The organism is Nissabacter sp. SGAir0207 (genome assembly GCF_005491205.1).
Taxonomy (GTDB): Bacteria; Pseudomonadota; Gammaproteobacteria; order Enterobacterales; family Enterobacteriaceae; genus Chimaeribacter.
This window is the reverse complement of record NZ_CP028035.1, coordinates 1544284-1568968: the sequence shown is the minus strand read 5'-3', so window position 1 is coordinate 1568968 and position 24685 is coordinate 1544284. Positions and strand designations below refer to the sequence as shown.

Sequence of the window (24685 nt, the reverse complement as noted above, 5' to 3'; positions counted from 1 at the left end):
TCAGGTGGCCATTACAATTTCCATTACGTTTCGTAATAGGAAGGAAATGATGACCATCACCAAGAAAATTGCCATCGTAGGTGCCGGGGTGGCTGGAATGGCACTGGCCATCCTCGCAACCAAACAGGGCCATCAAGTCAGCCTGTTTGAGCGTGGCAGCAACCTGTCTTCTCTGGGAGGGGGTGTGACGTTATGGCCCAATGCCATGTTCGTCATGCAGAAGATGGGGCTGGACAAAAAGGTCATGCAAGTGGGTGGTACGCCATGCATGATGCGCCAGTTTGATCAGCATGGTCTCCTTCAGGCTGAGTTCGATATTTTAACGGTCAACTCGCTTTGCGGTTTTCCCAGTGTGGCCGTTTTACGGCGTGAGCTGATGAGCTTACTGGCCGGTGCGTTAGAGAGTCTTGGCAGGGAGATCACATTCAATTGTGCAATCACTGCAGCGGACGTGATGACGTTGGGCCAAGAGTTTGATCTGGTCGTCGGGGCTGACGGGCGTATGAATTCAGTCATCCGCCACGCATTGTATGCGGAGAACGTCACGCCTCGTTATCATGGCTTTGTGAACGTAATAGGTGTGGGAAGACAACGAAAGGGCATCTTGAACAAGGCTATTGATGATTTTCGCGGTCAAGGTGAGCGTTTTGGCATCGTCCCCGTGAATGATGGGTGGTGCTATTGGGCAGGAGCGTGGAATGCCCCTGCTGCCAATGATCATCCTCGGGCGTATTGGTGCGATGAGTTGCATCGGCGTTTTCGGGACTGGCCCGATCCTGTACAGGATATGCTGCTGTCATGTGATAGTGCATCAGTGAGTGGCGTTTTTGTTCATGATATTGATCCTCTTCCCTTTTGGCATCAAGGCAATGTCTTAATGATCGGAGACGCGGCTCATGCTTCCTTGCCGACATCTGGGCAGGGAGCATGTCAGGCGCTGGAAGATGCATGGCATCTGACTCGCTTACTGAAGGAGAGCGATGATCTGGAGAGTGCTCTGCAAGGCTTCTACCAACAGAGACAGAGTAAAACCTCAGCAGCACAGTGGGTTGGAAGACAAGTCGCTAAGAAGGTTTTTTCTGAACAACCTGAACCCCTGTTGCCCGCATCCACTCTTTCCGCTGCAGAACTTAGTCGGTTTTGGATGCAAGGTTTAACCTAGCCAGGTCATGCACTTTTCCTTCCCGCTCGAGTCAGTCGCGAATTCCCCAGATATGAGAGACCTACAGAGGGCGTTTCTGGCCAATGATACGGCTTTTGTTCCGGGGGAATATTGTCATATTCACTCTCTATTGGGGCAAGAGATGTAATTATGGTTCTCGCCTATGAGCAAATAGCGGACGTATAGGCAGGAAATTAACTATTCCGCGCCTTATCGTCCGCAGCTTATTATGAATCCTGCAGACGTGTCAGCATATTAATCCGGCAGGCGTATATGATTGCGCACAACAAAAGGCTGAGCAATGCGGTGCAGATAAATACCCCTGAACCCGTCATCGCCAACATTACACCACCGATTAATGGCCCGGCAGCAATCCCCAGCGTCGACAGCATTGAGGCACCAAGATAGGCACCACGATGCTCTGGCGGCGCCAACTGATCGAGCAAAATATTCAGGTTCGGCATCAGAATCGCTTCCCCCATACTGAATACCCCGGTGGCCGTCAGCCATAACCAAATTTCCGTCGAGCGTATGGAAAAAAAGCCGAGCTGCGATAAAGCGAAAATGATACCACCCAGAAGAATGCGTTTTGGCAGGGTGATCCGTGCCAGAAATCGCATAATAAAAGTCTGGAACAGCAACACAGTACAGGCATTAGTGACAAGTATCAGGGTAATCAACTTAACCGCCGCGTTGCCGTCAAGTAACAGGAGGTATTGGGGCAGTACGGCTTCGTAATGAATAAAAACAACACTGCACAAAATGCTGCACAGCAGCGCCGCAATGTAGGTTTTATCCCTGGCGATGATCCCCATCACCTGGTGCAGCTTCACCACTGGCCCGCTGTCAGCCTGTTCCTCACTCAGCAACTTACCCGCCGGGATAAACAGCAGCACGTAGACGAAGAAAGGGAGATAGGAGAGTCCGGTTATCAGGAATGTCCCCTTCTGAGATGTCAGGCCAAATACCAGCCCCACCAACGGGCCAAACACCGCCGCGACGTTGATCAGGTAGTAGCGCATTTGCAGGGCCAGCGCACGGCGACGACGGTCACCCAGCAAATCACTCATCAGTGCACGCAGAGGGGGATCAACCCACGCAAAGGATACGCCGATGATCATCAGACCGATGATAAACAGCGCCATCCCGGTTGCCTGCGCCAGGACGATATATCCTATAGCGGAAAACGCACAGCCCAGCAGAAGAATAACGCGCCTTCCCAGTCTGTCTGAAATTTGCCCGCCATACATACCGAGCACCACCGAGAATAGCGCGCTACTGGTCATGGCCACGCCAATGGCAACCGGCGACATATGGTAACTCTGCGTCATAATTACCGCGATAAATGGCCAGGCCATAAAATAGCTGAAACGAATGACGAGCGTAAAAAAGAGCAGCGCATGGACAGTCATCGGGAAAGATTTAAGCGTCTGCAATAGACTCGGCGCCGCACAGGCTTCAGCGGCGGGTTTCGTCATCATAAATTATCCTTTTCATTATTTTTATTTACGTGTGGCAACGCTATGGATATAAGGGATTGAATATTAATAAGATCATTATTCAACAGGCGCAATAAAAATATTAATTATCGTTTAATACCCCAGCTTATGATGCGGCAATGCTGTGTTGCAGATAAATATACGGGAAGGAGCAAAGCAGACGATAAAATGCGGAAGTTACTACTGAAATGAAGTGCTATCCATTTCGGGCCACTGGCCTGAAAAGCGAGGTCACCCGCGGTCATCCGTGAAAGTGTGTCCTGTGAATATCCAGCCCAACGCTCTCTGTTGACGCTTCATCATGCTGATAGCATATCCGGGAAATGTCCGCTTCTGGCACCAAGCGGACATGTCTTTTTTCACTTCTTAAGTGAACAACGGCAAAACAGGCTAACAGGCACAGTGGACTTCTGGGGCATATCTTTATTGATTGAGACGGATGACTTTGCCCGAACACTCTCCGTCCTGAATGTTCATTGTCACCAGGGCCGCGCAATCTTCTGGAGCCTGAGCAATAAGTTCACCTCTGGCATCCCACGCGGCACTTTTCCCTACCGGTTTCCAGCCACCTGATGGGCCACAGTAATTGGCCATGAGCGTTGGTATTGCGTAAAGTCTGGCGTAACGTTGAAGTTGCCCTGCATCTTTTTCATACCCGCCAGCGCTCAGAACTGAGTTCAGGTACACTTCAGCACCCTGCTGTACCGTTCTTTCTACATGCACTGGCTGTCCTGCATCTGCGCATATCGCGACGCCGACATCAAATGTCCGTTCCTTAAAAATGCACTCACGATTACCCACCGAAAAATAGTCGGACTCCCCTGGATGAAGATACATTTTTCGGTAATAGGAAACAGGTCGTTTTGATGAAATCACACATGCGCCAATGGCCGGTTTTGAATTTTTAATACGCAGCGGTGCGCCTGCAATAATCGTTATATCGTATCTGTCAGACAATGCCTGAAGTGGATTAAAGCAGTCTCCATCAGCCAGAGCCAACTCTTCAGCTATTTCAGGTTCATAACCCGTCAGAGAAAGTTCCGGGAAAATGATAATGTTAACGCCTGCCGATGCCGCAGACTCAACCAGCACCTTGTGGTAATGCATATTTTCTTCGATACAGCCACGAACCGGAGCAAACTGTCCTGCTGCGACGCTTAACCTTCTTTGGATGACGTCCATGCACCGCCCTCATTGGTTTAAATTCGTCTGTCAGCATACGGAAAAAAGAATTTGGCGTCATTTATCTGATGATTGTATTGGCATTCTTATCTGAATGTCCGCCTCTGGCACTAAGGGGCTGGCACTCTAATCGGGCTGCGCCACAGCGAGGCTACAGGCAACAGCAATACCCGCCCATAACACCTCATAAATACCCCCCCTACTCTCTCCGCACATACCTACAGCGCGCAGAGGAGATGGAGGCGTTAAATCATTGCCGAATGAAGTCGCAGGGCCACATGAGCGGGCACGCCCCCCCCATTACCAATAATTCACCCCCACCTCCTGCCCCACCACCCGTACAGGTGGATTCAACACCCCTTTGCCGCGCACGCTGAACACCAGCCGCAGGGGCTGGGTGGCTGGCTCGCCGCGCAGGGCGTGGGTGACGCCGCTCTGCCCCTCAATCGCCGTGCAACGCTGTGGGGTGCAGAGCCATGCCTGTAGCCCAGCGGGCGGCGGGGAGAGCAAGCGGTAGCGCCAGCGTACGGAGACTATTAGCCCGCTGCCGATGGGGGCGGCGGCGGGTGGGTGCAGTAGCGGCGTGCTGCGGGACTGGTTGCGCAGTGGCAGCGTCACGCCCTCGCTGGCGGCGTGCCAGGTGCCAGCGGCGGCGCAGAGGCCGGGCAGCAGCCCGGCCAGCCACAGGGTGGCGCGCAGCATTACTGGCCGCCGATGGTGGCGGTCATGCGGATCTGGCGGTTGTCGCTCAGCTCCAGGTTGGAGAGCACCACCATCGTCGGCAGCGTGCGGCGCAGGAAACGCGCCAGCAGCGGACGCAGTGCGGCATTCACCAACAGCACCGGCGGCGCGCCCAGCATCTCCTGACGCTGCAACGCCTGCCGGGCCTGCTCGAGCAGGCGATCTGCCAGCCCCGGCTCCAGCCCGCCGCCGCCCTGCAACGCCTGCAACAGCAACCGCTCCAGCGGCGTGTCCAGACCGATGATCTGGATCTCGCCATCGCCCGGATACCACTGCTGGGTAATCGCCCGGCCCAAGGCCACCCGCACCACGGTGGTCAGCTCCTGCGCGTCGCTCTGCGCCGGTGCGTGCTCAGCCAGCGTCTCCAGAATGGTGCGCATGTCACGGATAGATACCCGCTCCGCCAGCAAATTCTGCAACACCTTATGCAGGGTGGTCAGGGTAATCACGCCGGGGATCAGATCCTCGGTCAGCTTCGGCATCTCCTGCGTGACGCGATCCAGCAACTGCTGTGCCTCCTGTCGGCCAAACAGCTCGTTGGCGAACTGGCTGATCACATGGTTGAGGTGCGTCGCTACCACGGTGCTCGACTCCACCACCGTAAAGCCCTGGATCTGCGCCTGCTCGCGCAGCGCTGGCTCAATCCACACCGCTGGCAGACCGAAGGCCGGGTCTTGCGTCATCTCGCCCGGCAGCGTGCCCGCGGCATTGCCGGGGTTGATCGCCAGCCAGCGGCCCGGCTGCGCCTCGCCCCGCCCCACTTCCACCCCTTTCATCAGGATGCGGTAGGCGGCAGGGGCCATCTCCAGATTGTCGCGGATATGCACCACCGGCGGCAGGTAACCCATCTCCTGCGCGAACTTCTTGCGGATGCTGCGGATGCGGCCGAGCAGTTCGCCGCCCTGCTGGGTGTCCACCATCGGGATCAGGCGATAGCCCACCTCCATACCGAGCGGATCCTCAAGCTGCACATCCGCCCAGCTGGCTTCCACCGTCGCCGGGGTGTCCACCGTGGCGGGTGCATCGGTGCGCGCCGCCGTTTGCTGTGGCTGGCCGCGCTTCCACCACGCCAGCCCTAGCAGGGCCGCGGTGAACAGCAGGAACACCAGATTCGGCATCCCCGGCACCAGCCCGAGCAGGCCGAGCACGCCAGCGCTCAGCATCATCACGCGCGGGTTGTTGAACAGCTGACTTACCATCTGCTCACTGACGTTCTGGTCAGTGCCGACGCGGGTCACGATCACGCCCGCCGCGGTGGAGATCACCAGCGCCGGGATCTGCGCCACCAGACCATCACCGATGGTCAGCAGCGTGTAGCTCTCGGCCGCGTGGCCCAGCTCCATGCCGTGCTGCACCACGCCCACCAACAGGCCGCCGACCACGTTGATCGCCATGATCAACAGGCCCGCGACGGCGTCACCGCGCACGAACTTACTGGCACCGTCCATCGAGCCGTAGAAGTCCGCCTCCTGCGTCACCTCGGCGCGGCGGCGCTTCGCCTCATCCTCGCCAATCAGCCCGGCGTTCAGGTCGGCGTCGATCGCCATCTGCTTGCCCGGCATCCCGTCCAGCACAAAGCGCGCGCCCACTTCAGCGATGCGCCCCGCGCCCTTGGTGATCACCATGAAGTTGATCACCACCAGAATCACGAACACCACGATGCCGATGGCAAAGTTGCCGCCCACCAGAAAGTGGCCGAACGCCTCCACCACCTGCCCGGCGGCGGCGGAGCCGGTGTGCCCCTCCATCAGGATGATGCGCGTCGAGGCGACGTTCAGCGACAGGCGCAGCAGGGTCGAAAACAGCAACACCGTCGGGAAGGCGGCAAACTCCAGCGTGCGCTGGGTAAACATCGCCACCAACAGCACCATAATCGACAGCGCGATATTGAAGGTGAACAGCAGATCCAGAACAAAGGGCGGCAGCGGCAGCACCATCATTGACAGGATCAGCAGGATCAGCACCGGGCCGGCCAGAACCTGCCACTGTGAGTCTTTCATGTTTGCGGGCAACCGCAGGAGTGAGGCCAGATTAGCCATTCGACGTGCTCTCTTTAAAATCCAGTGCGTCCGGCACCGGCAGGTGTACAGGTTTCTTCGGGATCAGGCCGCCGTGGGTACGCCAGCGCTTCAGTTGGTAGACCCAGGCCAGCACCTCCGCCACCGCGGCGTAGAGCGTGGCCGGGATCTGCTGGCCAATCTCACTGTGGCGGTAGAGCGCACGCGCCAGCGGCGGGGCCTCCAGCAGCGGCACCCGGTGCTGGCCGCCCAGCTCACGGATGCGCAGCGCCACCTCCCCCGCCCCCTTCGCCAGCACTTTGGGCGCGCTCATACGGTCGTTGTACTGCAACGCCACCGCGTAGTGGGTCGGGTTGGTAACGATGACATCGGCCTTCGGCACGTCGGCCATCATGCGCCGCCGCGCCATCGCCCGCTGTTGCTGGCGGATGCGCGCCTTGATGTGCGGGTCGCCATCCTGCTCCTTGTGCTCCTCGCGGATCTCCTGCTTGGTCATGCGCAACTTTTTCAGGTTGCTCCAGATCTGCCAGAAGACGTCAAAGCCGACCATCGGCAGCAGGCCGAGCAGGATCAGCAGCGCGCAGCCAGCGATCATGCCGAGGGCGTCGCCCAGCGCTGGCAGGGTCGGCGCGGCCATCAGCCGCAGCATCGCTGGCCAGTAGTGGTCAAGGAACAGCCAGGTGACCCAGCCGACCAGCAGCGCCTTCAAAATGGCCTTCAGCAGCTCGGCGCCCACCTGCGAGGAGAACAGCCGCCCCAGCCCGGCCACCGGGTTGAGGCGGCCAAAGTTGGGTTTCAGCGCCTCGGTGCTGAACAGGAAGCCACCGAGCAGCAGTGGCGCGGCCAGCGCCATCAGCACCAGCCCGCCAAAGATTGGCAGCATCGCCCAGAAAGCGCCCTCCAATAGCGAAGAGAGGCGGCGCAGCATCTGCCGGTCATCGTTGATCACGCCGTGGTCAAAGTGCATCCCGTTCGCCACCATTGACGCCAGCCGCCGCGCCATCGGCTCGCCAGCCAGCCACAGCAGCGCCACGCCAGCGGCCAGCATCAGGATTGAGGTCAGCTCGCGCGATCGCGGCACTTGCCCCTTTTCACGGGCTTTGTCCACCCGGTGGGGTGTGGGGGCTTCGGTTTTTTCGAGGTCGCTCTCTTCAGCCAAGGCAACACTCCTTTAACGCGCTGACGGCCAGGCAGGGATAGAGGCGTAGCATGACAAACTTCGTTCCCGCTAATGGCGGGAAAAAGGGGGATAAATGGCGGTTATTTCCGGCATGGCGGCACAGGGCGTGCAAAAGCCCGCCCGGCAGGGGACGCCGGGCGGGGGGAGTCGCCTCCCGCAGGCAGCCTGCCGGGAGGGGGGCGGGGATCAGAAGCCGAGGCTGTCGAGCAGGTCATCCACCTGCGCCTGGCTGGCGACAACACCCACGCCATTCGCATCAAGTTGCGGGCCGTTGAGCAGCCCCTCATTTTCGCGCTTCGGTTTCGCCACCTGTTCGGCAGGGATGTTCTCCATCAGCACCATCAGCAGCTGGTTCTCAATCTCCTGCACCACGTGCATCATGCGCTTGATCACCTGGCCGGTCAGATCCTGGAAGTCCTGCGCCATCATGATCTCCAGCAACTGGGCGTTGGTGAAGCCGGTGTGCTCCGGCACCGCACCGAGGTAGCGGCGGGTTTCGGTCACCAGCTCGCGCGCGTCCGCCAGCTCGATCGGGTTCTCAAACCATGCGTCCCAGCGGGTGGTGAGCGCCTTGGCCTCAGACTCCAGCAGGTTCTGGCGCGGCTGCGCGGCCTCCACGCTGCTCAGGGCGCGCTCGGCGGCCTGCGCGGTCATGGTGACCACGTAATCCAGCCGGTCGCGCGCGTCCGGGATGGCCTCCGCCGCCTGGGCGATGGCCTGATCCAGCCCCAGCTCGCGCATGCTGTCGCGCAGCATACGTGTCAGTTGCCCGATGCGCGAAATGATATCGCCAGCGGAGGCGGCATCCAACGCGGGCGTGTGTTGTTCTGCCATACCCTCTCCTTACATCCCGAGTTTTTCGAAGATCTTATTCAGCTTCTCTTCCAGGGTGGCGGCGGTGAACGGCTTGACCACATACCCACTCGCCCCGGCCTGCGCCGCGGCAATGATGTTCTCTTTCTTCGCTTCGGCCGTGACCATCAGCACCGGCAGCTTGGCCAGCGCGGCATCCGCGCGGATGGTTTGCAGCAGTTGCAGGCCATCGACGTTCGGCATGTTCCAGTCAGAGACCACGAAGTCAAAGGGCGCGGCGCGCAGCTTGTTCAACGCGTCTGCGCCATCCTCTGCCTCTTCCACGTTGTTGAAGCCCAGCTCTTTCAGCAGGTTACGCACGATGCGGCGCATGGTGGAGAAGTCATCCACCACCAGGAACCGAAGATTCTTATCTGCCATTGTCACTCCTAAAGTGTGTTGCTCATAAATAAGCGCAAGTGTTCAAAAAAAGGGCGCGCGTCAGATGCGCAGCGCCTGTCCGGCTGAGATTTGCGCCAGCATCCGCTGGCTCATTTGGCTCAGGTCTACCACTTCGCTGACGCCGCCAGCGTTGATGGCTTCACGTGGCATGCCGAATACCACGCAACTGGCCTCATTCTGGGCGAGGGTGTAGGCACCGGCGCGGTGCATCTCAAGCATCCCGGCCGCGCCATCGTTCCCCATGCCGGTGAGGATCACCCCCACCGCGTTGCGCCCGGCAAACTGCGCCACCGAGCGGAACAGCACATCCACCGACGGCCGGTGGCGGTTGACCGCTGGCGCGTCAGTGATCCTGATCTGGTAGTTGGCACCGCTGCGCGCCAGCTCCATATGCCGGTCACCCGGCGCGATGTAGGCGTGGCCCGGCAGCACGCGCTCGCCATCCTCCGCCTCCTTCACCGTGATCTGGCACAATTTGTTGAGCCGCTCGGCAAAGGAGCGGGTAAAGCCCGGCGGCATGTGCTGGGTGATCATCAGCGCCGGGCTGGTGGGCGGCAGCGGTTGCAGCACGTGGCGGATCGCCTCGGTGCCGCCGGTGGAGGAGCCGATGGCGATCAGCTTCTCGCTGCTGAGCAGCGGCCCGTGGCTGAGCATCTTGGGCCGCGCGGCAGCCGGTGCCTGCTGGGTCAGCCGCGCCTTAGAGGCGGTGCGGATCTTGTCGGCGATCATCTCGCTGTAGCCCAGCATCCCTTCGCGGATGCCAAGCTGCGGCTTGGTGACGAAGTCAATCGCCCCCAGCTCCAGCGCGCGCAGGGTGATCTCCGAGCCTTTGCCGGTCAGGGAGGAGACCATCACCACCGGCATCGGCCGCAGGCGCATCAGCTTCTCCAGAAAGTCCAGCCCATCCATGCGTGGCATCTCCACGTCGAGGGTCAGCACATCCGGGTTATATTTCTTGATCAGATCGCGCGCCACCAGCGGATCGGGCGCGGTCGCGACCATCTCCATGTCCGGGTGGCTGTTGATGATCTCGGTCATCAACTGGCGCATCAGCGCCGAGTCATCGACGCTCAATACCCTGATTTTACTCATCACTTCTCCTTAGCCAGGCCATACACGGTCTGCCCGCGTAAGTAGAACTCGCGGCTGATCTGGCTGAAGTTTTCAGAATGGCCGGCGAACAGCAGCCCGCCCGGCTTCAGCAAGGGAACAAAGCGCCGCAGGATGCGCTCCTGGGTTGGCTTGTCGAAGTAGATCATGACGTTGCGGCAGAAGATGGCGTCAAACTGCCCCGGCAGTGACCACTCTGGCGCCAGCAAGTTGAGCGGCTGGTAGGCCACCAGCCCGGCCAGCTCCGGCCGCACCCGCACCAGCCCCTGATGCGGCCCGGTGCCGCGCAGGAAGTAGCGCTGCAACTGCTGCGGGCTGAGGGTGCGCAGCTCCTCCTGCCGGTAGACGCCAGCCACCGCCTTCTCCAGCACCTGGGTATCGATGTCAGAGGCGATCACCTGCGCCTGCCCGACCCGGTTGCCGAGCGCCTCGGTCAGGGTCATGGCGATGGAGTACGGCTCCTCGCCAGTGGAGGCGGCAGTGCTCCAGACGCTGTAGTGGCCGCCGCGCGTGCGGGCGTGCTCCGCCAGAATCGGGAAGTGGTGCGCCTCGCGGAAGAAGGCCGTCAGGTTGGTGGTCAGGGCGTTGATAAACGCCTGCCACTCCGCGCTGTTCGGCTCATTCTCCAGCCGCGCCAGATACTGGCCGAAGTCGCTTAGCCCCAGCGTGCGCAGGCGGCGCACCAGCCGGTTGTACACCATCTCGCGCTTGTGATCGGCCAGCACGATGCCGGCACGCTGGTAGATAAGCTGGCTGATGCGGCGGAAGTGCACATCCGACAGCGGCAGCCGCTGCGCCATCTGCGCCAGAGTGGCCGTGTCAGGCAGGGGGAGTGCTGGTCTGGTCATAGAACCGCCTTAACGCGCAAACCACGCGCTGTAGTAGTGCCCAATCTTGCTCTTTCCTTGTCACGCGGGCGGGATGCCTGCCGGGGGGCAGGCATCCGCACGGGCGTCAGCGTCAGAAGGTTTCCCAGTTTTCACTGGATGCTGACGCGCTCGCCAGCACCGGCTTTTTCAGCACGGGCGCGGGGGCAGCGGCTTTCGGTGCCAGCTCCGCCAGCGCCTCTTTCTGCTGCTCGCTGGTGAGGCGGAACACGGCGACCGACTGGGTCAGCAGGCTGGCCTGCTCCTCCAGCGCGGCGGCGGCGGAGGCGGACTCCTCCACCAGCGCGGCGTTCTGCTGGGTGACGCGATCCATCTCCGTGATGGCCAGACCAACCTGCTCAATGCCGCGGCTCTGCTCATCGGAGGCGGAGGCGATTTCGCCCATGATGTCGGTGACGCGGGTGACGGCGTTGACGATGTCATTCATGGTGTCACCGGCGCTCTCCACCAGCGTGGAGCCAGCGTCAACGCGCGCGACGGAGTCATCAATCAGCCCCTTGATCTCTTTGGCGGCCTGGGCGCTACGCTGTGCCAGGTTGCGCACCTCGCCCGCCACCACCGCAAAGCCACGGCCCTGCTCGCCAGCACGCGCGGCTTCTACCGCAGCGTTCAGTGCCAGAATGTTGGTCTGGAAGGCGATGCCGTCGATCACGCCAGTGATGTCCGCGATCTTCTGCGAACTGCCAGCGATGTCATGCATGGTCTGCACCACGTTCGCCACCACCTTGCCGCCCTTCTGCGCGGTTTCGGAGGCGCTCAGCGCCAGCTGGCTGGCCTGACGGGCGTTCTCGGCGTTCTGCTTCACGGTGGCGGTCAGCTGCTCCATGCTGGCGGCGGTCTCTTCCAGAGAGGAAGCCTGCTGCTCAGTACGCGAGGAGAGATCGTTGTTACCGGCGGAGATTTCGCTGGCACCGCTGTAGATGGCGTCCGCGCCGTGGCGCACGCCACTGACGGTGTTGATCAGCTCACCCTGCATGTGTTGCAGGCTGGCGGCCAGCTGGCCCATCTCATTGCGCCCTGCCCCCTCGACCGCGTGGGTCAGGTCACCGGCGGCAATGTGGCGGATGTGGGCGATCAGGCGGTTGAGCGGCGCGATCAGCGCATGTTGGATGCCAAACCATGCCGCGACGATCAGCAGCACCACCAGCGTCCCGACCGTGCCCAGGATCCACATGGCGCGGCCAAAGGAGGATTCGCTGTCATTGACCGCTTTGGTGTAAAGCTTGTCGTTCTGGTCGATGTAGCTGACATAGGCCTGCTCAAAGCCATTCTGGTAGCCCTGCGTCGGCTGGTCGAAGAAGTCATTGATGCGGCCGATGCTGATCAGTTCAATCAGTTCGGTGAGCGCGCCATGCAGGATGTCGTAGTGTTTCTTCACCTCTTCGGCGTAGCGAACGTCCTGGCTCGGGTCACGCGGCACCTTCTGGTAGTTGGCGTAGTGCTCGCCCGCCGTCTCCAGCGCCTGCTGCGCCTGTGCCACCAGCTCTTTCACGGTCGCGCCGCTGCCCATCTGGTTGGCGTCCAGCATGTAGCGGATGCCGGCCCGGTTCAGGGTGTTGCGGGTCTGCAACAGGTAGATCCAACTGGCGTTCAGCTCCGCCTGCTGCTGGCGGATCAGCTGCGAGGTGGTGAAGTTCTCTTTATCATTCTTCAGCGCCGAGAAGAACAGGCCGCCCGAGGCCAGCTGCAATGCGCCGAACAACACCAGCATGATGACCAGGCTGGTGACCACTTTCATTCGCTTTAACATGGTGTCCCTTTAGTGAGGTGTTTCAACTGAACAGGTTATCGGCACCAGAGAGGGGAACTTTATGCGGCTTTTGCTGAAAAGCGCGCGGCAGGTAGGGTGAGCCTTGCCTGCCGCCACGTTTAGTAGTAGGAGACCTTGAAGATCACCGTGCTGCTGAAGGGGCCGGGCTGGATGTTGCCGCCGGGCGCGGGCGAGATGCGCGCCTGATAGCGGCGCTCCCAGCTCATATTGCCGCCGGTGAAATCGGCAAAATCGGTGTAGGTGTTGAAGGTCAGCGGTTGCTCCTGCTCCAGGATTTGCAGCATCAGGCCATTTTGCAGATCGATCGCCTGCCGGTCGCCCAGCAGCGGCGCGTCGGTATAGAACTCCGCCGTCATCTTGAAGCCGTCGCTGCACGTCGCATCCTGCAACTTATTGGCCTTGACGGTGAAGTCACGCTGGAGTGGCTGTGCCTGCACATCCTTGCTGCTGAAGGCGCCGAAATCCACCACCTGATCTGGCGGGAAGATCGAGAGCGTCGCGCCGCAATCCAGCACGCGGATGTTGTTCAGCCCATTGACCCGGTATTTGAGGTTTTTGGCGTCGGCCATCGTGTTGATGCCCCCCTTGCCATCAAATTGCACCACCGTAAAGTCCGACGACAGCGTGGTGACATAGCCGGGCGGCGGCATCGATTTCAGTTTGACGTAGAGCCGGAAGCGCGCCGGCATACTGGCAGCAAAGGTCAGGCTGCTGGGCGAGCCGCTGCACAGCTTGTCCTTCTGTTCAGGCTGGGGCGGATGGTTGGCAAAGGTGTTGTTGTCAATGCAGACACCGGAGTCCAGCCCGACCGGCGCGCCAATGGCGTCATAATCCGCGCCATTGTAGGTGACGCCAAGTTGGTAGTAGGGATCAGAGCTGCTGCCATAGGGGTCAACCCACGCGTAGATGTTCTCTTTTTCCTGATTGTCGGCGTAGTTATGGGTGCAGTAGACGGTGATGTTGAAGTCGCTGCTCTCCCAGATTTTCTGGCCAGCCTGCGCATTGGAGGGCACCGCAAAGGGGTCGACGGTGGTGGTGAAATCCACCGGCCCTCCTTCGTTGTTCAGGTAGCAATCCATCGCAAACGCCGGGCCGCCCAGCAGCAGCCCCAGCAGCACTATCCAGATCTTGACCATGCTGTCACCTCGAGGCCGACCGGGTCAGGGTGCAGCGTTCCCCCGCCGTACAACGGGCTTCAAGCAGCATCAGCGCGCCGAAATCATTGATATAGCCCAGGTTGAAGCGCTCATGCAGCGCCGCCGTCCCCTCGACCTGCTCACTGCCAAACGGCTTGAGCATCACACCGGCAAACTGCGCCAGCCCCTTTTGTCCCGGATTGCCAGCATAGCCCAGCGTCACGTAGTAGGGCGTGGGGTTATGCAGCGTCATGCCCGAGCCACTGCGCGTCACCTCCAGCCGCTCCTGCCAGGGGGTGTCCGGCGCGTTGGCCAGTGACGACGGCCGGTAGAACAGCTTGATGCGGCTTTGGGTCGCCACCTGCAAGACGCTCTCCTTGTCGCTCTTGGGCGGCACTTCGCGCACGTTGAAGTAGAACAGGCTCTCGCGATCCTTGGGCAGGGCATCCGCGCCCGGCTGGCGCACCAGCCTGACCTGGCTGCGCGCCTGCGGCTCCAGCCGCTGCAACGGCGGCAGTACCATGAACACGGCGCTGTTTTTCTGGCCCGCCTCATCCTCCACCCACGCATGGGCGAGGTATGGCAGGTGGGTACTCTGGTTGTTGAGCGTCAGGCTGACGGACTTTTCACCCTCCGTGGCGATGATGCGGGTACGGTCAAGGTTGATGGCCGCCTGCGCGGCCAGTGGCAGCACGCTGAGCATGGCTAACGCCAGAAAACGTTTCATCATGGTTTACCCCCGGTCAATGCCGGCCAGGCCGGCGAAAATGGTTAACGGCACGGCAGCAGCAACATGCCCTCGCCGCTGAAAGTCTCCGGCAGTGTCAGGCTGCACCCCGCTTCGCCCCACCGCACGCGGTAGCGGTGGCTGGGGGTGACGCCCTGTAGATAGACCTGTCCCTGTTCGCTGACCATGCCAGCCGGCACGCCGCTGGCCTCATCCACCACCTCGGAGCCCAGCGGCGGATAGGTGCCGTTCTGTAGGGTGATGACCGCGGCGGCATAGCGGCCTTTGACCGCCTTCAGGGAACGATAGCCGATGGCGCCCTCGGTCAGCGTCTGGCGCATCACATTGTTGCGTACATCTACCCCGTCAGGCAGGTGGTTGACATCCACCTGCGCCTCTGTCGGCAGGTAGCTGGCCAGGGAGGGGATCACCGCCGTGCCAAAGCGGTTGGTCACCGCCACGCCGCCGTTGATCGGGATACCGGCCACGCCGTCGCTGTCCACCATCAGCCGTGGCGCGTCGGCGGCGCTGTTGCGGTGCAGCGCCGCGCCGTGGCGGGTGGCGGTGAAGGAGCCGCTCCAGCCAGCGCTGAGGGAGTTGTACTCCTCACGCTTGTAGCTGCCGGCCAGCGACAGCTCGCCGAGCGCGCTGCGGTGCTGGTAGTTGGCGCGCGTCAGCACGCCGTTGCCGTCGCCCTGATCGCCCGCACTGAGGCTCCAGTTGGTGTCCGGGTTCGGGGTGCTGGAGTAGGTCAGGGTGTTATCCACCCCGTCATCCTGTTGCAGGGTGTAGCCAAGGCGGCCGGTTTCGCTGAGCGGCACGCTGACGGTCAGGTAAATTTGGCGATCGGCCTCCCCCTCCTCATCCTCCGTGCGGTTGAGAGAGAGCGAGGTGGAGATGCCGCGAAAGCGGCCTATGTCAAAGGAGCGGCCCAGCGTGGCGCTGTAGGTGTTGCTGGAGCTGCCCTCCCAATAGGTCTGGTTGCGCAGGCTGAGCAGCAGCGAGAGCGACAGCGGCTGGATCATCTGGCTGAAGGTGAGGCTGAAGGTCTCCTTTTCAGTCTCGCCGGGTTCCGGGCCGCCGCGGGTAAAGTCCTGCATCGACATAAAGTCCCGGCTGGCGTGGCGGTAGCCCGCCAGACTCACCTCGCTCTGCGAACCGGCAAAGCGCTTGTTGTAGTTGACGCGGTAACTGTTGCCGCGCTGCGCCGCCCGGTGCGGCAACTGCGCCTGCGACTGGGTGATGTCAAACGAGATGGCACCCAGCCAGGTCATGTTCTGCCCCACCCCCACGGAGGCGGCGCGGTAGTCGCTGTCGCTCAGCAGCAGGCCGCCGTAGAGCGAGGTCTGGCTGAACGCCCCCCAGGAGAACTCGGCGCTGGTGAAGGCTGGCTCGACCCAGGTGTCGCCCCCCTGCGCATCCACGCGGCCCCCGGCCAGACTGTAGCGCACCTGCCCCTGGCGGGTCAGGTACGGCACCGAGGCGGCCTCCACCTTGAAGGTGCTCACCTGCCCATCCTCCTCCTCGACCCGCACATCCAGCGTGCCCTGAATCGCATCGCTCAGGTCGCGGATCACAAAGGGGCCGGGCGCGACGTCGGTGCGGTAGAGCACGCGGCCATTCTGGCTGACGATCACGTGGGCGTTGGTTTTGGCCAGCCCACTCACCTGCGGGGCGTAACCGCGCAGGTTATAGGGCAGCATCCGCTCGTCGGTTTGCAGGGTCGCGCCGGTGAAGGAGAAGCCATCAAAGATGTCTGAGCGCAGCGTGCTCTGCCCCAGCGTCAGCCGCGCGCCCAGCGACGGCAGCGGCCGGTAGAGGTAGAGCTGCGGCTGGCTGAAGTCGTGGCTGGTGCCGCCCTCTTCCGTGCTGTCGGCGCTGTATTGCAGGTCAGAGCGCAGCCGCCACGCACCGAGGTTGATGCCCGCGGTGCCATAGCCACTCAGGCTGCGGCTCACGCCGGTGTCATGGGAGTGGGTGCGGCTGGCAAACAGGTTGTAGTCGAGCAGCACGCCGCTGACGCCCGGATCCCAGTGGGAGGGCGGCGTCCAGTCACGCGGGTTGTAGGCCAGCCACGCCTGCGGGATGCGCACCACCAGCCGCTGGTTGGCCTGATCGAGGGTGAAGGTGATTTCCGGGTGGCTGTCGAAAGCGACGCAGCCGTCACGCAACGGCAGCGAGTGCAAAATGTGCGGCTGTAGGCCGAGCATGTCCGCCAGCGACGGCGGCACACAGAGTTGCGGCACCGGGTTATCCGGTACCGTTCGCCAATGCAGTAAATAGCGATCCGGCAGGGGTTCGCCATTCAGGGTAACGTCCAGCAGGTAGTCGCCCGGTGCAATATTTCCCGCCTGTGCGAAGGCGGCGAGATTGATATTCCCCCGCACATCCGCATCAATGGCGTTAATATTGAATTCAACGGCAGGTGCTGGCGCGGCGTGTAACATCATCGCCAGCATCGCCATTATTACACCCTGGCGAATAACGCACGTGGACGCGATCATAATAGTGGGGACACCAGCAAGTGAAATTAATTTAGGTGCCGGAAGTCACCCTCCGGCAATAAATTCCTTACCATCGTATTCATTACAGGTAATTAAGCACATAGGTGGCATTGGCTTCGACGGCCCCTGGGGTTGGCAAGCCAGATGGCAGGCTTTCCATGTGCGCCTTGAAGGTCAGAACCTGTACGTCATTCATGCCGACCAGCGGCACGTCTTGCTCCACGCCCAAATCGATGTGGCTCTCATCCTCTTTCATCAGGCGTACGCCGACGTTGTGCGCCCCTTCCAGCCCACGGGTGTTCGCCAGGATGTTGGCAGCGGACGGGTCAACGTTGGCGCTGTTGAAGGTGACGCCAACCTTGGTGGCTACCGGGGTGCCCGTGCCGTCATCCAGCTGGCAATCCTGCAATTTGATGTCGAAACTGATCGGGGCGGAGGTGCCTGACTTCAGGGCATCGGTGGAGACTTCACCAAGGTTCACCTCCATGTCCACGCTGTCTGGCGAGATGGAGCATGGGGCGTCAATCACCACGCCTTTAAAGGTAATTTTCCCTTCGCCCTGACCTGCGTCAGCCAATGCGCCGCCTGCAACCAGCAGAGTAGATGCCGCCAGACAGAGAAGACTTTTTTTGAAAGATACCATAGATTCCTCACAGAATTAATAAATTTCGGCACGGGCACTCGTCAAAACGCCCCTATTGAATTCAGGAGAAGAATAAATAAGCAGGCTTATATTTTCAATTTAACAATTAATAATAATTGATTAATTAGCACTAAAATTAACTATTCCCGCCCATTCAGAAGAATCGTAACGGAAATAGTGATGATAAATTCAATAGTCCAAGATTTACTTATTAATGGGGAGAAATAGCGGAGGGAGAAAATAAAAAACCCCCTTGGCGGGGGTTGATTTATCAGGCTTTGGCGACGCTCTCAATCAGCGCCATCTCCTCGCTGCTGAGCAGCCGCTCAATGTCCACCAGAATCAGCATCCGCTCACCCAGTGAGCCGAGGCCGGTGAGGTACTCGGTCGCCAGCGTGACCGCAAACTCCGGTGCCGGGCGGATCTGCTCAGCCGTCAGCGAAAGCACATCCGAGACGCCATCCACCACGATGCCTACCACGCGCTGCTCCAGATTGAGCACGATCACCACGGTGTTGTCATTGTACTCTACCCCCTGCTGGGCGAACTTCACCCGCAGGTCGATGATCGGCACAATTACGCCACGCAGGTTGGTGACGCCCTTGATAAAGGCGGGAGTGTTGGCGATGCGCGTCACCTGATCGTAACCGCGGATCTCCTGCACCTTAAGGATATCAATCCCATACTCTTCGTCACCGAGCGTGAAGATCAGGAACTCCTGCCCTACCGTCTCACCCGCCAGTTTTGTCACAGTTGCCAGTCCAGCCATGTTCATTTCCTACCTATGTTGCGATGGGATCAGGGTCGCCTCAGGCGGCGACCGTAACCCGCTTTTCCCGGTTCAGCGCCTGAAGCGCGGAGACATCAACGATCAGCGCCACGCTGCCGTCGCCCAGAATGGTGGCCGCGGAGATCCCCGGCACCTTGCGATAGTTGCTCTCGAGATTCTTGACCACCACCTGGTGCTGGCCAATCAGCTGGTCAACCAACAGGGCGTAGCGTCGCCCGGCGCTTTGCAGGATCACCACGATGCCCTGCGTCGCCTCAGTGCGGGCGCCCGCCACGTCAAAGACCCGGAACAGCTCCACCAGCGGCAGGTATTCGCCGCGCACCTGCAACACCCGCTCGCCGCCGGCCAGTGGGTGGAGATCCTCCGCCAGCGGTTGCAGCGACTCCATCACCGCGTTCAGCGGCAGGATAAACACCTCGTTGCCCACCTTGACCGACATGCCGTCGAGGATCGCCAGCGTCAGCGGCAGCAAGATGCGGATGGTGGTGCCCTTGCCCTGCTGGGAGTGGATCTCGACGTGGCCGCCCATCTCCTGAATGTTCCGCTTCACCACGTCCATGCCGACGCCACGGCCGGAGACGTCCGTCACCTGCTCGGCGGTAGAGAAGCCCGGCGCGAAGATCAGCATCCCGACCTCTTCGTCGGTCATGCTGTCGCTGACCGGCAGGCCGGAGGAGGCGGCTTTCGCCAGAATGCGCTCGCGGTTGAGGCCCGCGCCGTCATCCACCACCTCAATGCAGATGTTACCGCCCTGATGCTCCGCCGAGAGGATCAGGTTGCCCACCGGGCTTTTGCCGTTGGCCTGCCGGGTGGCGGCGTTCTCAATGCCGTGGTCGAGGCTGTTGCGCACCAGGTGCGTCAACGGGTCGATGATGCGTTCAATCAGGCTCTTGTCCAGTTCGGTGGAACTGCCCTGCAAGGTCAGCTCCACCTGCTTGCCCAGTTTGCTGGCCAGATCGCGTACCAGACGCGGGAAGCGGCTGAAGACGTACTCCATCGGCATCATGCGGATCGACATCACCGACTCTTGCAGGTCACGCGCATTGCGCTCCAGCTGGCCCATGCTGTTGAGCAGGTCGCCGTGGTTGACCGGGTCGAGGGTGCCGGAGCGCTGCGCCAGCATCGACTGGGTGATCACCAGTTCGCCCACCAGATTAATCAGCTGGTCGACCTTCTCGACCGCCACGCGGATGCTGGTGGATTCGGCGGGTTTGGCGGCGGCGCGCGCCTTGGCTGGCTCGGCGGCTTTCGCCACGGGCGCGGCGGCCTCCACCACAGCCGGGGTAACTGCCGGGGCCGCGACCTCGGCGGCAGGGGCTGGCGGCGGCGGTGCGCCAAAGCTTATCTGGTCTGGCTCCAGCACAAAGCAGAGCACGGCGCTGATATCATCCTCGCTGACCGAGCTATGCAGCGTCGCCTCCAGGCTGTTCTCCCCCTGCTGCGCATCGGTCACCTCACCGAGGTTGCCCAGCTCCTCCAGCATCAGCGGGATCTCCTGCGGCTTCAGCCCGGTCAGGCAGACGCGCAGGCCGCCGTTGGCGGCAGGTTGCGGCGCGGCGGCCACCGGCGCGGGGTGGGCGGCCGGGGCAGGTGCCGCGGCCGGTGCGTCACCGCCCTGCGCCTCAAGGGCCAGCTGGCGCAGGGCTTCGCAGATGTAAGTGAAGCTCCCGGCGTCCGGGTCCTGGGAAGATTTATACGCGTCCAACTGCTCCTGCATAATATCTTTGGTTTCCAAAAACAGGTTGATAATCTCGGTGCTCAGCTGCATCTCGCTGCGGCGCGCCCCATCCAGCAGGTTCTCCAGTAGGTGGGTGGTCTCCTGGAGCACTGAAAAGCCAAAGGTGGCCGCCCCGCCCTTGATCGAGTGCGCCGCGCGGAAGATCGCGTTCAGCTGCTCAATGTCCGGGCTGTGCGGATCGAGCAGCAGCAGGTGCTGCTCCATGTCCGCCAGCAGCTCATCCGCCTCGTCGAAAAACGTCTGGTAAAAATCACTGATATCCATGCTCACGGTGTCACCTCTGCTGTGAGTCGCGGCTGACCGGCAGGGCCGGCCGGGGCGGCCGGCAGCGCGGCGCTGGGCGGCGCGTCCGGGGCCGCCGCCGGCGCAGGCGCCGTCACCGGGGTCGGTTGTTGAGTCTGTGGCGGGGTAGCCGCTGGCGCACCGGCCTGACCGGCCGGGGTCATCGCTGACAGCGCGCCGGGCTGGCTCAGCGTGACGCCGCTGCCCTCGCTGTTCTCCCGCTCAATGTTTTGTTGCGCCTCTTTGTTCAGCACCAGAATGCTGATGCGGCGGTTGATGGCGTCACCCGCCTCGTGGTTGCGCAGCTGCATGGTGGCCGCCAGCCCCATCACCCGCAGTACCTTGCCCTCGCTCAGGCCGCCGTAGACCAGCTCGCGCCGGCTGGCGTTGGCGCGGTCAGCGGACAGCTCCCAGTTGCTGTAGCCGCGCTCGCCGGTGACATAGGGAATGTCATCGGTATGGCCCGCCAGACTGATTTTGTTCGGGAAGTGATCGAGGATCGGCCCGATGGCGCGCAGAATGTCACGCATGTAAGGCTCCACCTGCGCGCTGCCGGTGCGGAACATCGGCCGGTTCTGGCTATCGATGATCTGGATGCGCAGCCCCTGTTCGGTCAGGGTGATCAGCAGGTGCGGCCGCAGGGCGCGCAGGCGCGGATCGGACTCCAGCAGCTGGTCAAGATCCTCATGCAGCTTTTGCAGCCGGGCGTTCTCCTCGATCTTCTCTGAGCGCTCCACCACCTTGTGCACCTCGCCCTCATGGCGCGTCGGGTCATCGCCGCCGCCGGGGATCGGGCTTTCGCTGTCGCTGCTGCGCTGGCCGCCGCTCAGTGCCACCTTCAGCGGCGTGCGGAAATACTCGGCGATCTGCGTCAGCTCTTTCGGGCTGGCGATGGAGATAAGCCACATCACCAGAAAGAAGGCCATCATGGCGGTCATAAAGTCGGCATAGGCGATCTTCCAGGAGCCGCCGTGGTGGCCGCCGCCATGCTTCGCCCGCTTGCGCTTGATCACCACGCGTGCGTCTTGCTGTTTCATGCATCCCCGCCCGGCGACTTCACTTTGCGCACGTGCTCCTCCAGCTCCATAAAGGAGGGGCGCTCGCTGGTGTAGAGGGTCTTACGGCCAAACTCCACCGCGATCTGCGGCGCATAGCCATTGATGCTCGACAGCAGCGTCACCTTGATGCACTGCATCATCTTGACGTTCTCGGCGCACTTCTGGCGCAGCACCGCCGCCAGCGGCGAGATGAAGCCATAGGCCAGCAGGATGCCGAGGAAGGTGCCGACCATCGCGTGGGCAATCAGCTCCCCCAGCTCGGCGGCCGGGCGGTCGGCGGAGGCCAGCGCGTGCACTACCCCCATCACCGCCGCCACGATGCCGAATGCCGGCAGGGAGTCGCCAATCATCGACAGGCTGCCCGCCGGCACCTCGCTCTCATTCTCGAAGGTTTCGATCTCTTCATCCATCAGCGCCTCAATCTCGTGGGCGTTCATGTTGCCGCTCACCATCAGGCGCAGGTAATCCGTTAAGTACTCCATCAGCACTTTATCGGCCAAGATGCGCGGATAATTAGAGAAAATTTCACTCTCCGGCGGCGAGTCGATATCGCGCTCCAGTGACAGCATCCCCTGCTGGCGCGATTTGGCCAACAGGCGGTAGAGCAGCCCCATCAGATCCATATAGAGCGCCTTGTTGTACTTCGAGCCACGCATCAGCTTGGGCAGCGCCCGCAGGGTGGCCTTGATCGATTTGCCGTTGTTGCCGACAAAAAAGGCACCGATTGCCGCGCCGCCGATGATCACCAGCTCAGAGGGCTGGTAAAGCGCACCCAGCTCGCCGCCGACCATCATGTAGCCGCCGAGAACCGCGCCGAGGACCACGATGTAACCTATGATAACTAACACGATGATTCCTTAATGTATGTGGTTGAAAGGCGGGGTGTCACGCACAGGGGAGCGCCGCGGCATAGCGCCACGGGCACGGAACGTCGGGGGGGATACTTGCTACCGGCCGGGCCTGTTGGCCCGCCCGGATTGATGGCGCCGCTCGTCCGCTTAAACTGCGCGCTTGACCTTCTCGTCCAGCAGTTCAGGGATAATATCGGCCAGTTGCGGCGAAAGTTTACGTCTTTTTACCGCGCGGGAGGGCGGCTGGCACAGGCTACAGACAAAGCCCTGCGCCGGGTGGTGGGCGTGGGTGATAAAGGTGCCACCGCAACAGGTGCAACCCGACATCTGCAACATGCCGCTGTCAACAAAGCGCACCAGCGTCCAGGCGCGGGTCAGCGCCAGCACCGGCGGCGCGTCCGGCTGTTGCGGGCACTGCTCCAGATAGAGGCGATAGGCTTTGATCACCGCCTCCACGCCGCTGCACCGCCCCTTCTGCACCAAAAACTGGTAGGCGTTGTAGAACATCGAGGAGTGGATGTTCTGTTCCCAGGTCATGAACCAGTCGGTGGAGAACGGCAGCATCCCCTTTGGCGGCGGGCTGCCGCGTAGCTCTTTATAGAGCTTGATTAGCCGGCCACGGCTCAGCTGGGTTTCACTCTCCAGCATTTGCAGGCGCGCGCCCAGGGTGATGAGTTCCATGGCCAGCTGGATGTCCCTGGCCTCCTGGACGATGCTCTTTTCGCTCATTACCCAGCCCTTTTCTTCGCGAGGCCGCCGTCGGCCAGGGCGCCGCGTCTCACCAGCTCACTGGAGAGCAGGATGCCGGTGTGGATCTGCTGGAGGTCATCCACCCGCGAGGCCTGGGTCAGGCGCGAGATGGAGGTGTGGTCGTCGAAGCGGAACTGACAGAGGAGCTGATTGGTTTCAGCCAGCTTTACCATCTGCGGCAGGGTCAACTGCGCCAGCGCATCCGCCATGGCCTCATCAATTCCCAGCCGAAACATGGCTGAATCCTTTTCATCATTGATTAAACGCTGTGCTAAAAGCAGATACGACAAATTAATGTCATATATATGTTTGAGCAATTCGGACATATCCATTAACCCCGCCCAGCCAGTGATGTTTTTTCACATCTTCCGGCTAAAAAAATATTTCATACTTCAGGCTATCCCAAAGCAGACCCTGTCGATCGGGCCGTCCATCGGCACCTAATCCTAATCCTGGTGTACAGCTTAAAAATTAAATTGTGTAACTGTGAGAACTGACCCGAAGGTCAAAAAAAACTTACGTTTTGGGGAGGCCCTTCCACATCTGAACGCTTCTTCGCTGAAACGCTTTTACACATTTAATTAGGATTAATCCTAATCGGCGCAACTCTACTCTCGAAGGCGGTAAAGACACAACGAGGGATGCATTCCCTTTTGGAAAAAATGTGATGTGCATCACAAAAATGAACTATTTTTACGCCTGCAAAGCGTAAAAATTCCGTTTAGACGGCTAAAAAGTGAGTTAAAAATCAGGGCGATGTAAAAACCTGTCTAAAAAGCCTGCCTTAAAGGCAAATATTTGCGCGTTTTGAGATCATTTCGAACATCTGCATAGAAAAACGCAATTTACAGTTTTTTATTCTGATAGAGTGCGGTTTATACAGAATTACCCACCGACCATAGGGTTATCATCACGGGCTGAAACGAATCAGTGGGATAGCCTCTGTCTGACAATTGAGGTTAACAGAGCAGATGATGCTGATGCTTTAAACAGCAGGTGATAAGGGAAGGTTAAGGATGGCGACAGGACGATCGCAACAAGGCGGCATATGTAACTAAATGTTACTTCAGCATGACACTGATATGACAAATTCCCCTGATGGCCGGCAGGGGCAGGAGGAAAGGGAAAGTAGTTGCGATTGGTTATTATCAACGGGACTGAAGGGATATTATCGGCACTATTTCATGGAACTTTAATGAATCGGCAAAAAAAGCGAAAAAATCTTCCCCTCCATTATTTTCCCGCGTTGTCCAACTGGCCGCCCTGCCCGCTTTTTTAACGCGAACCGCGTGCCGTCGCGGTTCTGTGACCCCTCTCACGGCGACCTTCTGAATTCTGCCATCCGCGGCGCGGCGATGGCACTGTATGGAAGGTGGCGACCTTGCCGCGCGCCCTACACTGC

The 24685-nt window shown here is 60.6% G+C and carries 21 protein-coding genes; 1 reads left to right on the top strand and 20 read right to left on the bottom strand.

Translation table 11 applies throughout. The annotated features are described in order from the left end of the window. The first annotated feature begins 46 nt into the window (after positions 1 to 46). On the top strand, positions 47 to 1162 hold the full coding sequence (locus C1N62_RS06645; RefSeq protein ID WP_240775740.1) for an FAD-dependent monooxygenase: 1116 nt from the start codon (positions 47 to 49) through the stop codon (positions 1160 to 1162). Positions 1163 to 1389: 227 nt separating this feature from the next. Here C1N62_RS06645 and C1N62_RS06640 read toward each other — a convergent pair whose 3' ends face one another. The 20 genes from C1N62_RS06640 to flhD form a co-directional block, all read right to left on the bottom strand. Beyond that, a complete protein-coding gene (locus C1N62_RS06640) occupies positions 1390 to 2643 on the bottom strand; it encodes an MFS transporter (RefSeq protein WP_137762886.1) in 1254 nt (417 codons plus the stop codon). 441 nt (positions 2644 to 3084) lie between these two features. Next, a complete protein-coding gene (locus C1N62_RS06635) occupies positions 3085 to 3843 on the bottom strand; it encodes a carbon-nitrogen hydrolase family protein (RefSeq protein WP_137762885.1) in 759 nt (252 codons plus the stop codon). Positions 3844 to 4143: 300 nt separating this feature from the next. After that, positions 4144 to 4545: a flagellar protein FlhE gene (locus C1N62_RS06630; RefSeq protein WP_137762884.1), complete on the bottom strand. Its 402-nt coding sequence runs from the start codon at positions 4543 to 4545 to the stop codon at positions 4144 to 4146. Further along, positions 4545 to 6623: a flagellar biosynthesis protein FlhA gene (flhA, locus tag C1N62_RS06625; RefSeq protein ID WP_137762883.1), complete on the bottom strand. Its 2079-nt coding sequence runs from the start codon at positions 6621 to 6623 to the stop codon at positions 4545 to 4547. Before flhA ends, C1N62_RS06630 begins: the two co-directional genes overlap by 1 nt. Then, entirely contained in the window at positions 6616 to 7761 is a 1146-nt protein-coding gene (flhB, locus tag C1N62_RS06620; protein WP_137762882.1) for a flagellar biosynthesis protein FlhB, read from the bottom strand. The genes flhA and flhB overlap by 8 nt, the downstream gene beginning before the upstream one ends. A 207-nt stretch (positions 7762 to 7968) precedes the next feature. After that, a complete protein-coding gene (gene cheZ / locus C1N62_RS06615) occupies positions 7969 to 8616 on the bottom strand; it encodes a protein phosphatase CheZ (RefSeq protein ID WP_137762881.1) in 648 nt (215 codons plus the stop codon). 9 nt (positions 8617 to 8625) lie between these two features. Then, on the bottom strand, positions 8626 to 9015 hold the full coding sequence (cheY, locus tag C1N62_RS06610) for a chemotaxis response regulator CheY (protein ID WP_137762880.1): 390 nt from the start codon (positions 9013 to 9015) through the stop codon (positions 8626 to 8628). 60 nt (positions 9016 to 9075) lie between these two features. Further along, positions 9076 to 10128, bottom strand: a complete 1053-nt coding sequence (locus C1N62_RS06605; protein ID WP_137762879.1) for a chemotaxis response regulator protein-glutamate methylesterase — start codon at positions 10126 to 10128, stop codon at positions 9076 to 9078. Continuing rightward, positions 10128 to 10946 (bottom strand): protein-glutamate O-methyltransferase CheR, encoded by an 819-nt coding sequence (gene cheR, locus C1N62_RS06600; protein ID WP_240775766.1) that lies wholly within the window; start codon positions 10944 to 10946, stop codon positions 10128 to 10130. Before cheR ends, C1N62_RS06605 begins: the two co-directional genes overlap by 1 nt. 160 nt (positions 10947 to 11106) lie before the next feature. Continuing rightward, positions 11107 to 12783, bottom strand: coding sequence for a methyl-accepting chemotaxis protein (locus C1N62_RS06595; RefSeq protein ID WP_137762877.1), 1677 nt, complete (start codon positions 12781 to 12783; stop codon positions 11107 to 11109). A gap of 119 nt (positions 12784 to 12902) precedes the next feature. After that, a complete protein-coding gene (locus C1N62_RS06590) occupies positions 12903 to 13940 on the bottom strand; it encodes a fimbrial protein (protein WP_137762876.1) in 1038 nt (345 codons plus the stop codon). A 4-nt stretch (positions 13941 to 13944) separates the two neighbouring features. Then, positions 13945 to 14670, bottom strand: a complete 726-nt coding sequence (locus C1N62_RS06585) for a molecular chaperone (RefSeq protein WP_137762875.1) — start codon at positions 14668 to 14670, stop codon at positions 13945 to 13947. Positions 14671 to 14711: 41 nt separating this feature from the next. After that, positions 14712 to 17132 (bottom strand): fimbria/pilus outer membrane usher protein, encoded by a 2421-nt coding sequence (locus C1N62_RS06580; RefSeq protein ID WP_168195825.1) that lies wholly within the window; start codon positions 17130 to 17132, stop codon positions 14712 to 14714. Positions 17133 to 17253: 121 nt separating this feature from the next. Further along, a complete protein-coding gene (locus tag C1N62_RS06575; RefSeq protein WP_137762873.1) occupies positions 17254 to 17814 on the bottom strand; it encodes a fimbrial protein in 561 nt (186 codons plus the stop codon). A gap of 271 nt (positions 17815 to 18085) precedes the next feature. Then, on the bottom strand, positions 18086 to 18583 hold the full coding sequence (gene cheW / locus C1N62_RS06570) for a chemotaxis protein CheW (protein WP_137762872.1): 498 nt from the start codon (positions 18581 to 18583) through the stop codon (positions 18086 to 18088). Between the two features lie 40 nt (positions 18584 to 18623). Then, positions 18624 to 20612 (bottom strand): chemotaxis protein CheA, encoded by a 1989-nt coding sequence (cheA, locus tag C1N62_RS06565; protein WP_137762871.1) that lies wholly within the window; start codon positions 20610 to 20612, stop codon positions 18624 to 18626. Continuing rightward, positions 20609 to 21661 carry a flagellar motor protein MotB gene (gene motB / locus C1N62_RS06560; RefSeq protein WP_137762870.1) on the bottom strand — a complete coding sequence of 351 codons (1053 nt, stop codon included), beginning with the start codon at positions 21659 to 21661 and terminating at the stop codon, positions 20609 to 20611. The genes cheA and motB overlap by 4 nt, the downstream gene beginning before the upstream one ends. After that, positions 21658 to 22530 carry a flagellar motor stator protein MotA gene (motA, locus tag C1N62_RS06555; RefSeq protein WP_137762869.1) on the bottom strand — a complete coding sequence of 291 codons (873 nt, stop codon included), beginning with the start codon at positions 22528 to 22530 and terminating at the stop codon, positions 21658 to 21660. The genes motB and motA overlap by 4 nt, the downstream gene beginning before the upstream one ends. Before the next feature lie 150 nt (positions 22531 to 22680). After that, entirely contained in the window at positions 22681 to 23262 is a 582-nt protein-coding gene (flhC, locus tag C1N62_RS06550) for a flagellar transcriptional regulator FlhC (protein ID WP_137762868.1), read from the bottom strand. Next, entirely contained in the window at positions 23262 to 23615 is a 354-nt protein-coding gene (flhD, locus tag C1N62_RS06545; protein WP_137762867.1) for a flagellar transcriptional regulator FlhD, read from the bottom strand. The genes flhC and flhD overlap by 1 nt, the downstream gene beginning before the upstream one ends. Between the last annotated feature and the right edge of the window lie 1070 nt (positions 23616 to 24685).

What these genes read in the sequence shown, in the direction of transcription:
- C1N62_RS06580 (WP_168195825.1), bottom strand. Translation starts at nt 17,132, where the DNA reads ATGGCGATGCTGGCGATGATGTTACACGCCGCGCCAGCACCTGCCGTT.
- flhA (WP_137762883.1), bottom strand. Translation starts at nt 6,623, where the DNA reads ATGGCTAATCTGGCCTCACTCCTGCGGTTGCCCGCAAACATGAAAGAC.
- C1N62_RS06635 (WP_137762885.1), bottom strand. Translation starts at nt 3,843, where the DNA reads ATGGACGTCATCCAAAGAAGGTTAAGCGTCGCAGCAGGACAGTTTGCT.
- flhD (WP_137762867.1), bottom strand. Translation starts at nt 23,615, where the DNA reads ATGGATATGTCCGAATTGCTCAAACATATATATGACATTAATTTGTCG.
- C1N62_RS06630 (WP_137762884.1), bottom strand. Translation starts at nt 4,545, where the DNA reads ATGCTGCGCGCCACCCTGTGGCTGGCCGGGCTGCTGCCCGGCCTCTGC.
- C1N62_RS06585 (WP_137762875.1), bottom strand. Translation starts at nt 14,670, where the DNA reads ATGATGAAACGTTTTCTGGCGTTAGCCATGCTCAGCGTGCTGCCACTG.
- C1N62_RS06605 (WP_137762879.1), bottom strand. Translation starts at nt 10,128, where the DNA reads ATGAGTAAAATCAGGGTATTGAGCGTCGATGACTCGGCGCTGATGCGC.
- cheW (WP_137762872.1), bottom strand. Translation starts at nt 18,583, where the DNA reads ATGGCTGGACTGGCAACTGTGACAAAACTGGCGGGTGAGACGGTAGGG.
- C1N62_RS06590 (WP_137762876.1), bottom strand. Translation starts at nt 13,940, where the DNA reads ATGGTCAAGATCTGGATAGTGCTGCTGGGGCTGCTGCTGGGCGGCCCG.
- cheZ (WP_137762881.1), bottom strand. Translation starts at nt 8,616, where the DNA reads ATGGCAGAACAACACACGCCCGCGTTGGATGCCGCCTCCGCTGGCGAT.
- flhC (WP_137762868.1), bottom strand. Translation starts at nt 23,262, where the DNA reads ATGAGCGAAAAGAGCATCGTCCAGGAGGCCAGGGACATCCAGCTGGCC.
- C1N62_RS06640 (WP_137762886.1), bottom strand. Translation starts at nt 2,643, where the DNA reads ATGATGACGAAACCCGCCGCTGAAGCCTGTGCGGCGCCGAGTCTATTG.
- C1N62_RS06595 (WP_137762877.1), bottom strand. Translation starts at nt 12,783, where the DNA reads ATGTTAAAGCGAATGAAAGTGGTCACCAGCCTGGTCATCATGCTGGTG.
- cheR (WP_240775766.1), bottom strand. Translation starts at nt 10,946, where the DNA reads ATGGCGCAGCGGCTGCCGCTGTCGGATGTGCACTTCCGCCGCATCAGC.
- cheY (WP_137762880.1), bottom strand. Translation starts at nt 9,015, where the DNA reads ATGGCAGATAAGAATCTTCGGTTCCTGGTGGTGGATGACTTCTCCACC.
- motB (WP_137762870.1), bottom strand. Translation starts at nt 21,661, where the DNA reads ATGAAACAGCAAGACGCACGCGTGGTGATCAAGCGCAAGCGGGCGAAG.
- C1N62_RS06645 (WP_240775740.1), top strand. Translation starts at nt 47, where the DNA reads ATGATGACCATCACCAAGAAAATTGCCATCGTAGGTGCCGGGGTGGCT.
- C1N62_RS06575 (WP_137762873.1), bottom strand. Translation starts at nt 17,814, where the DNA reads ATGGTATCTTTCAAAAAAAGTCTTCTCTGTCTGGCGGCATCTACTCTG.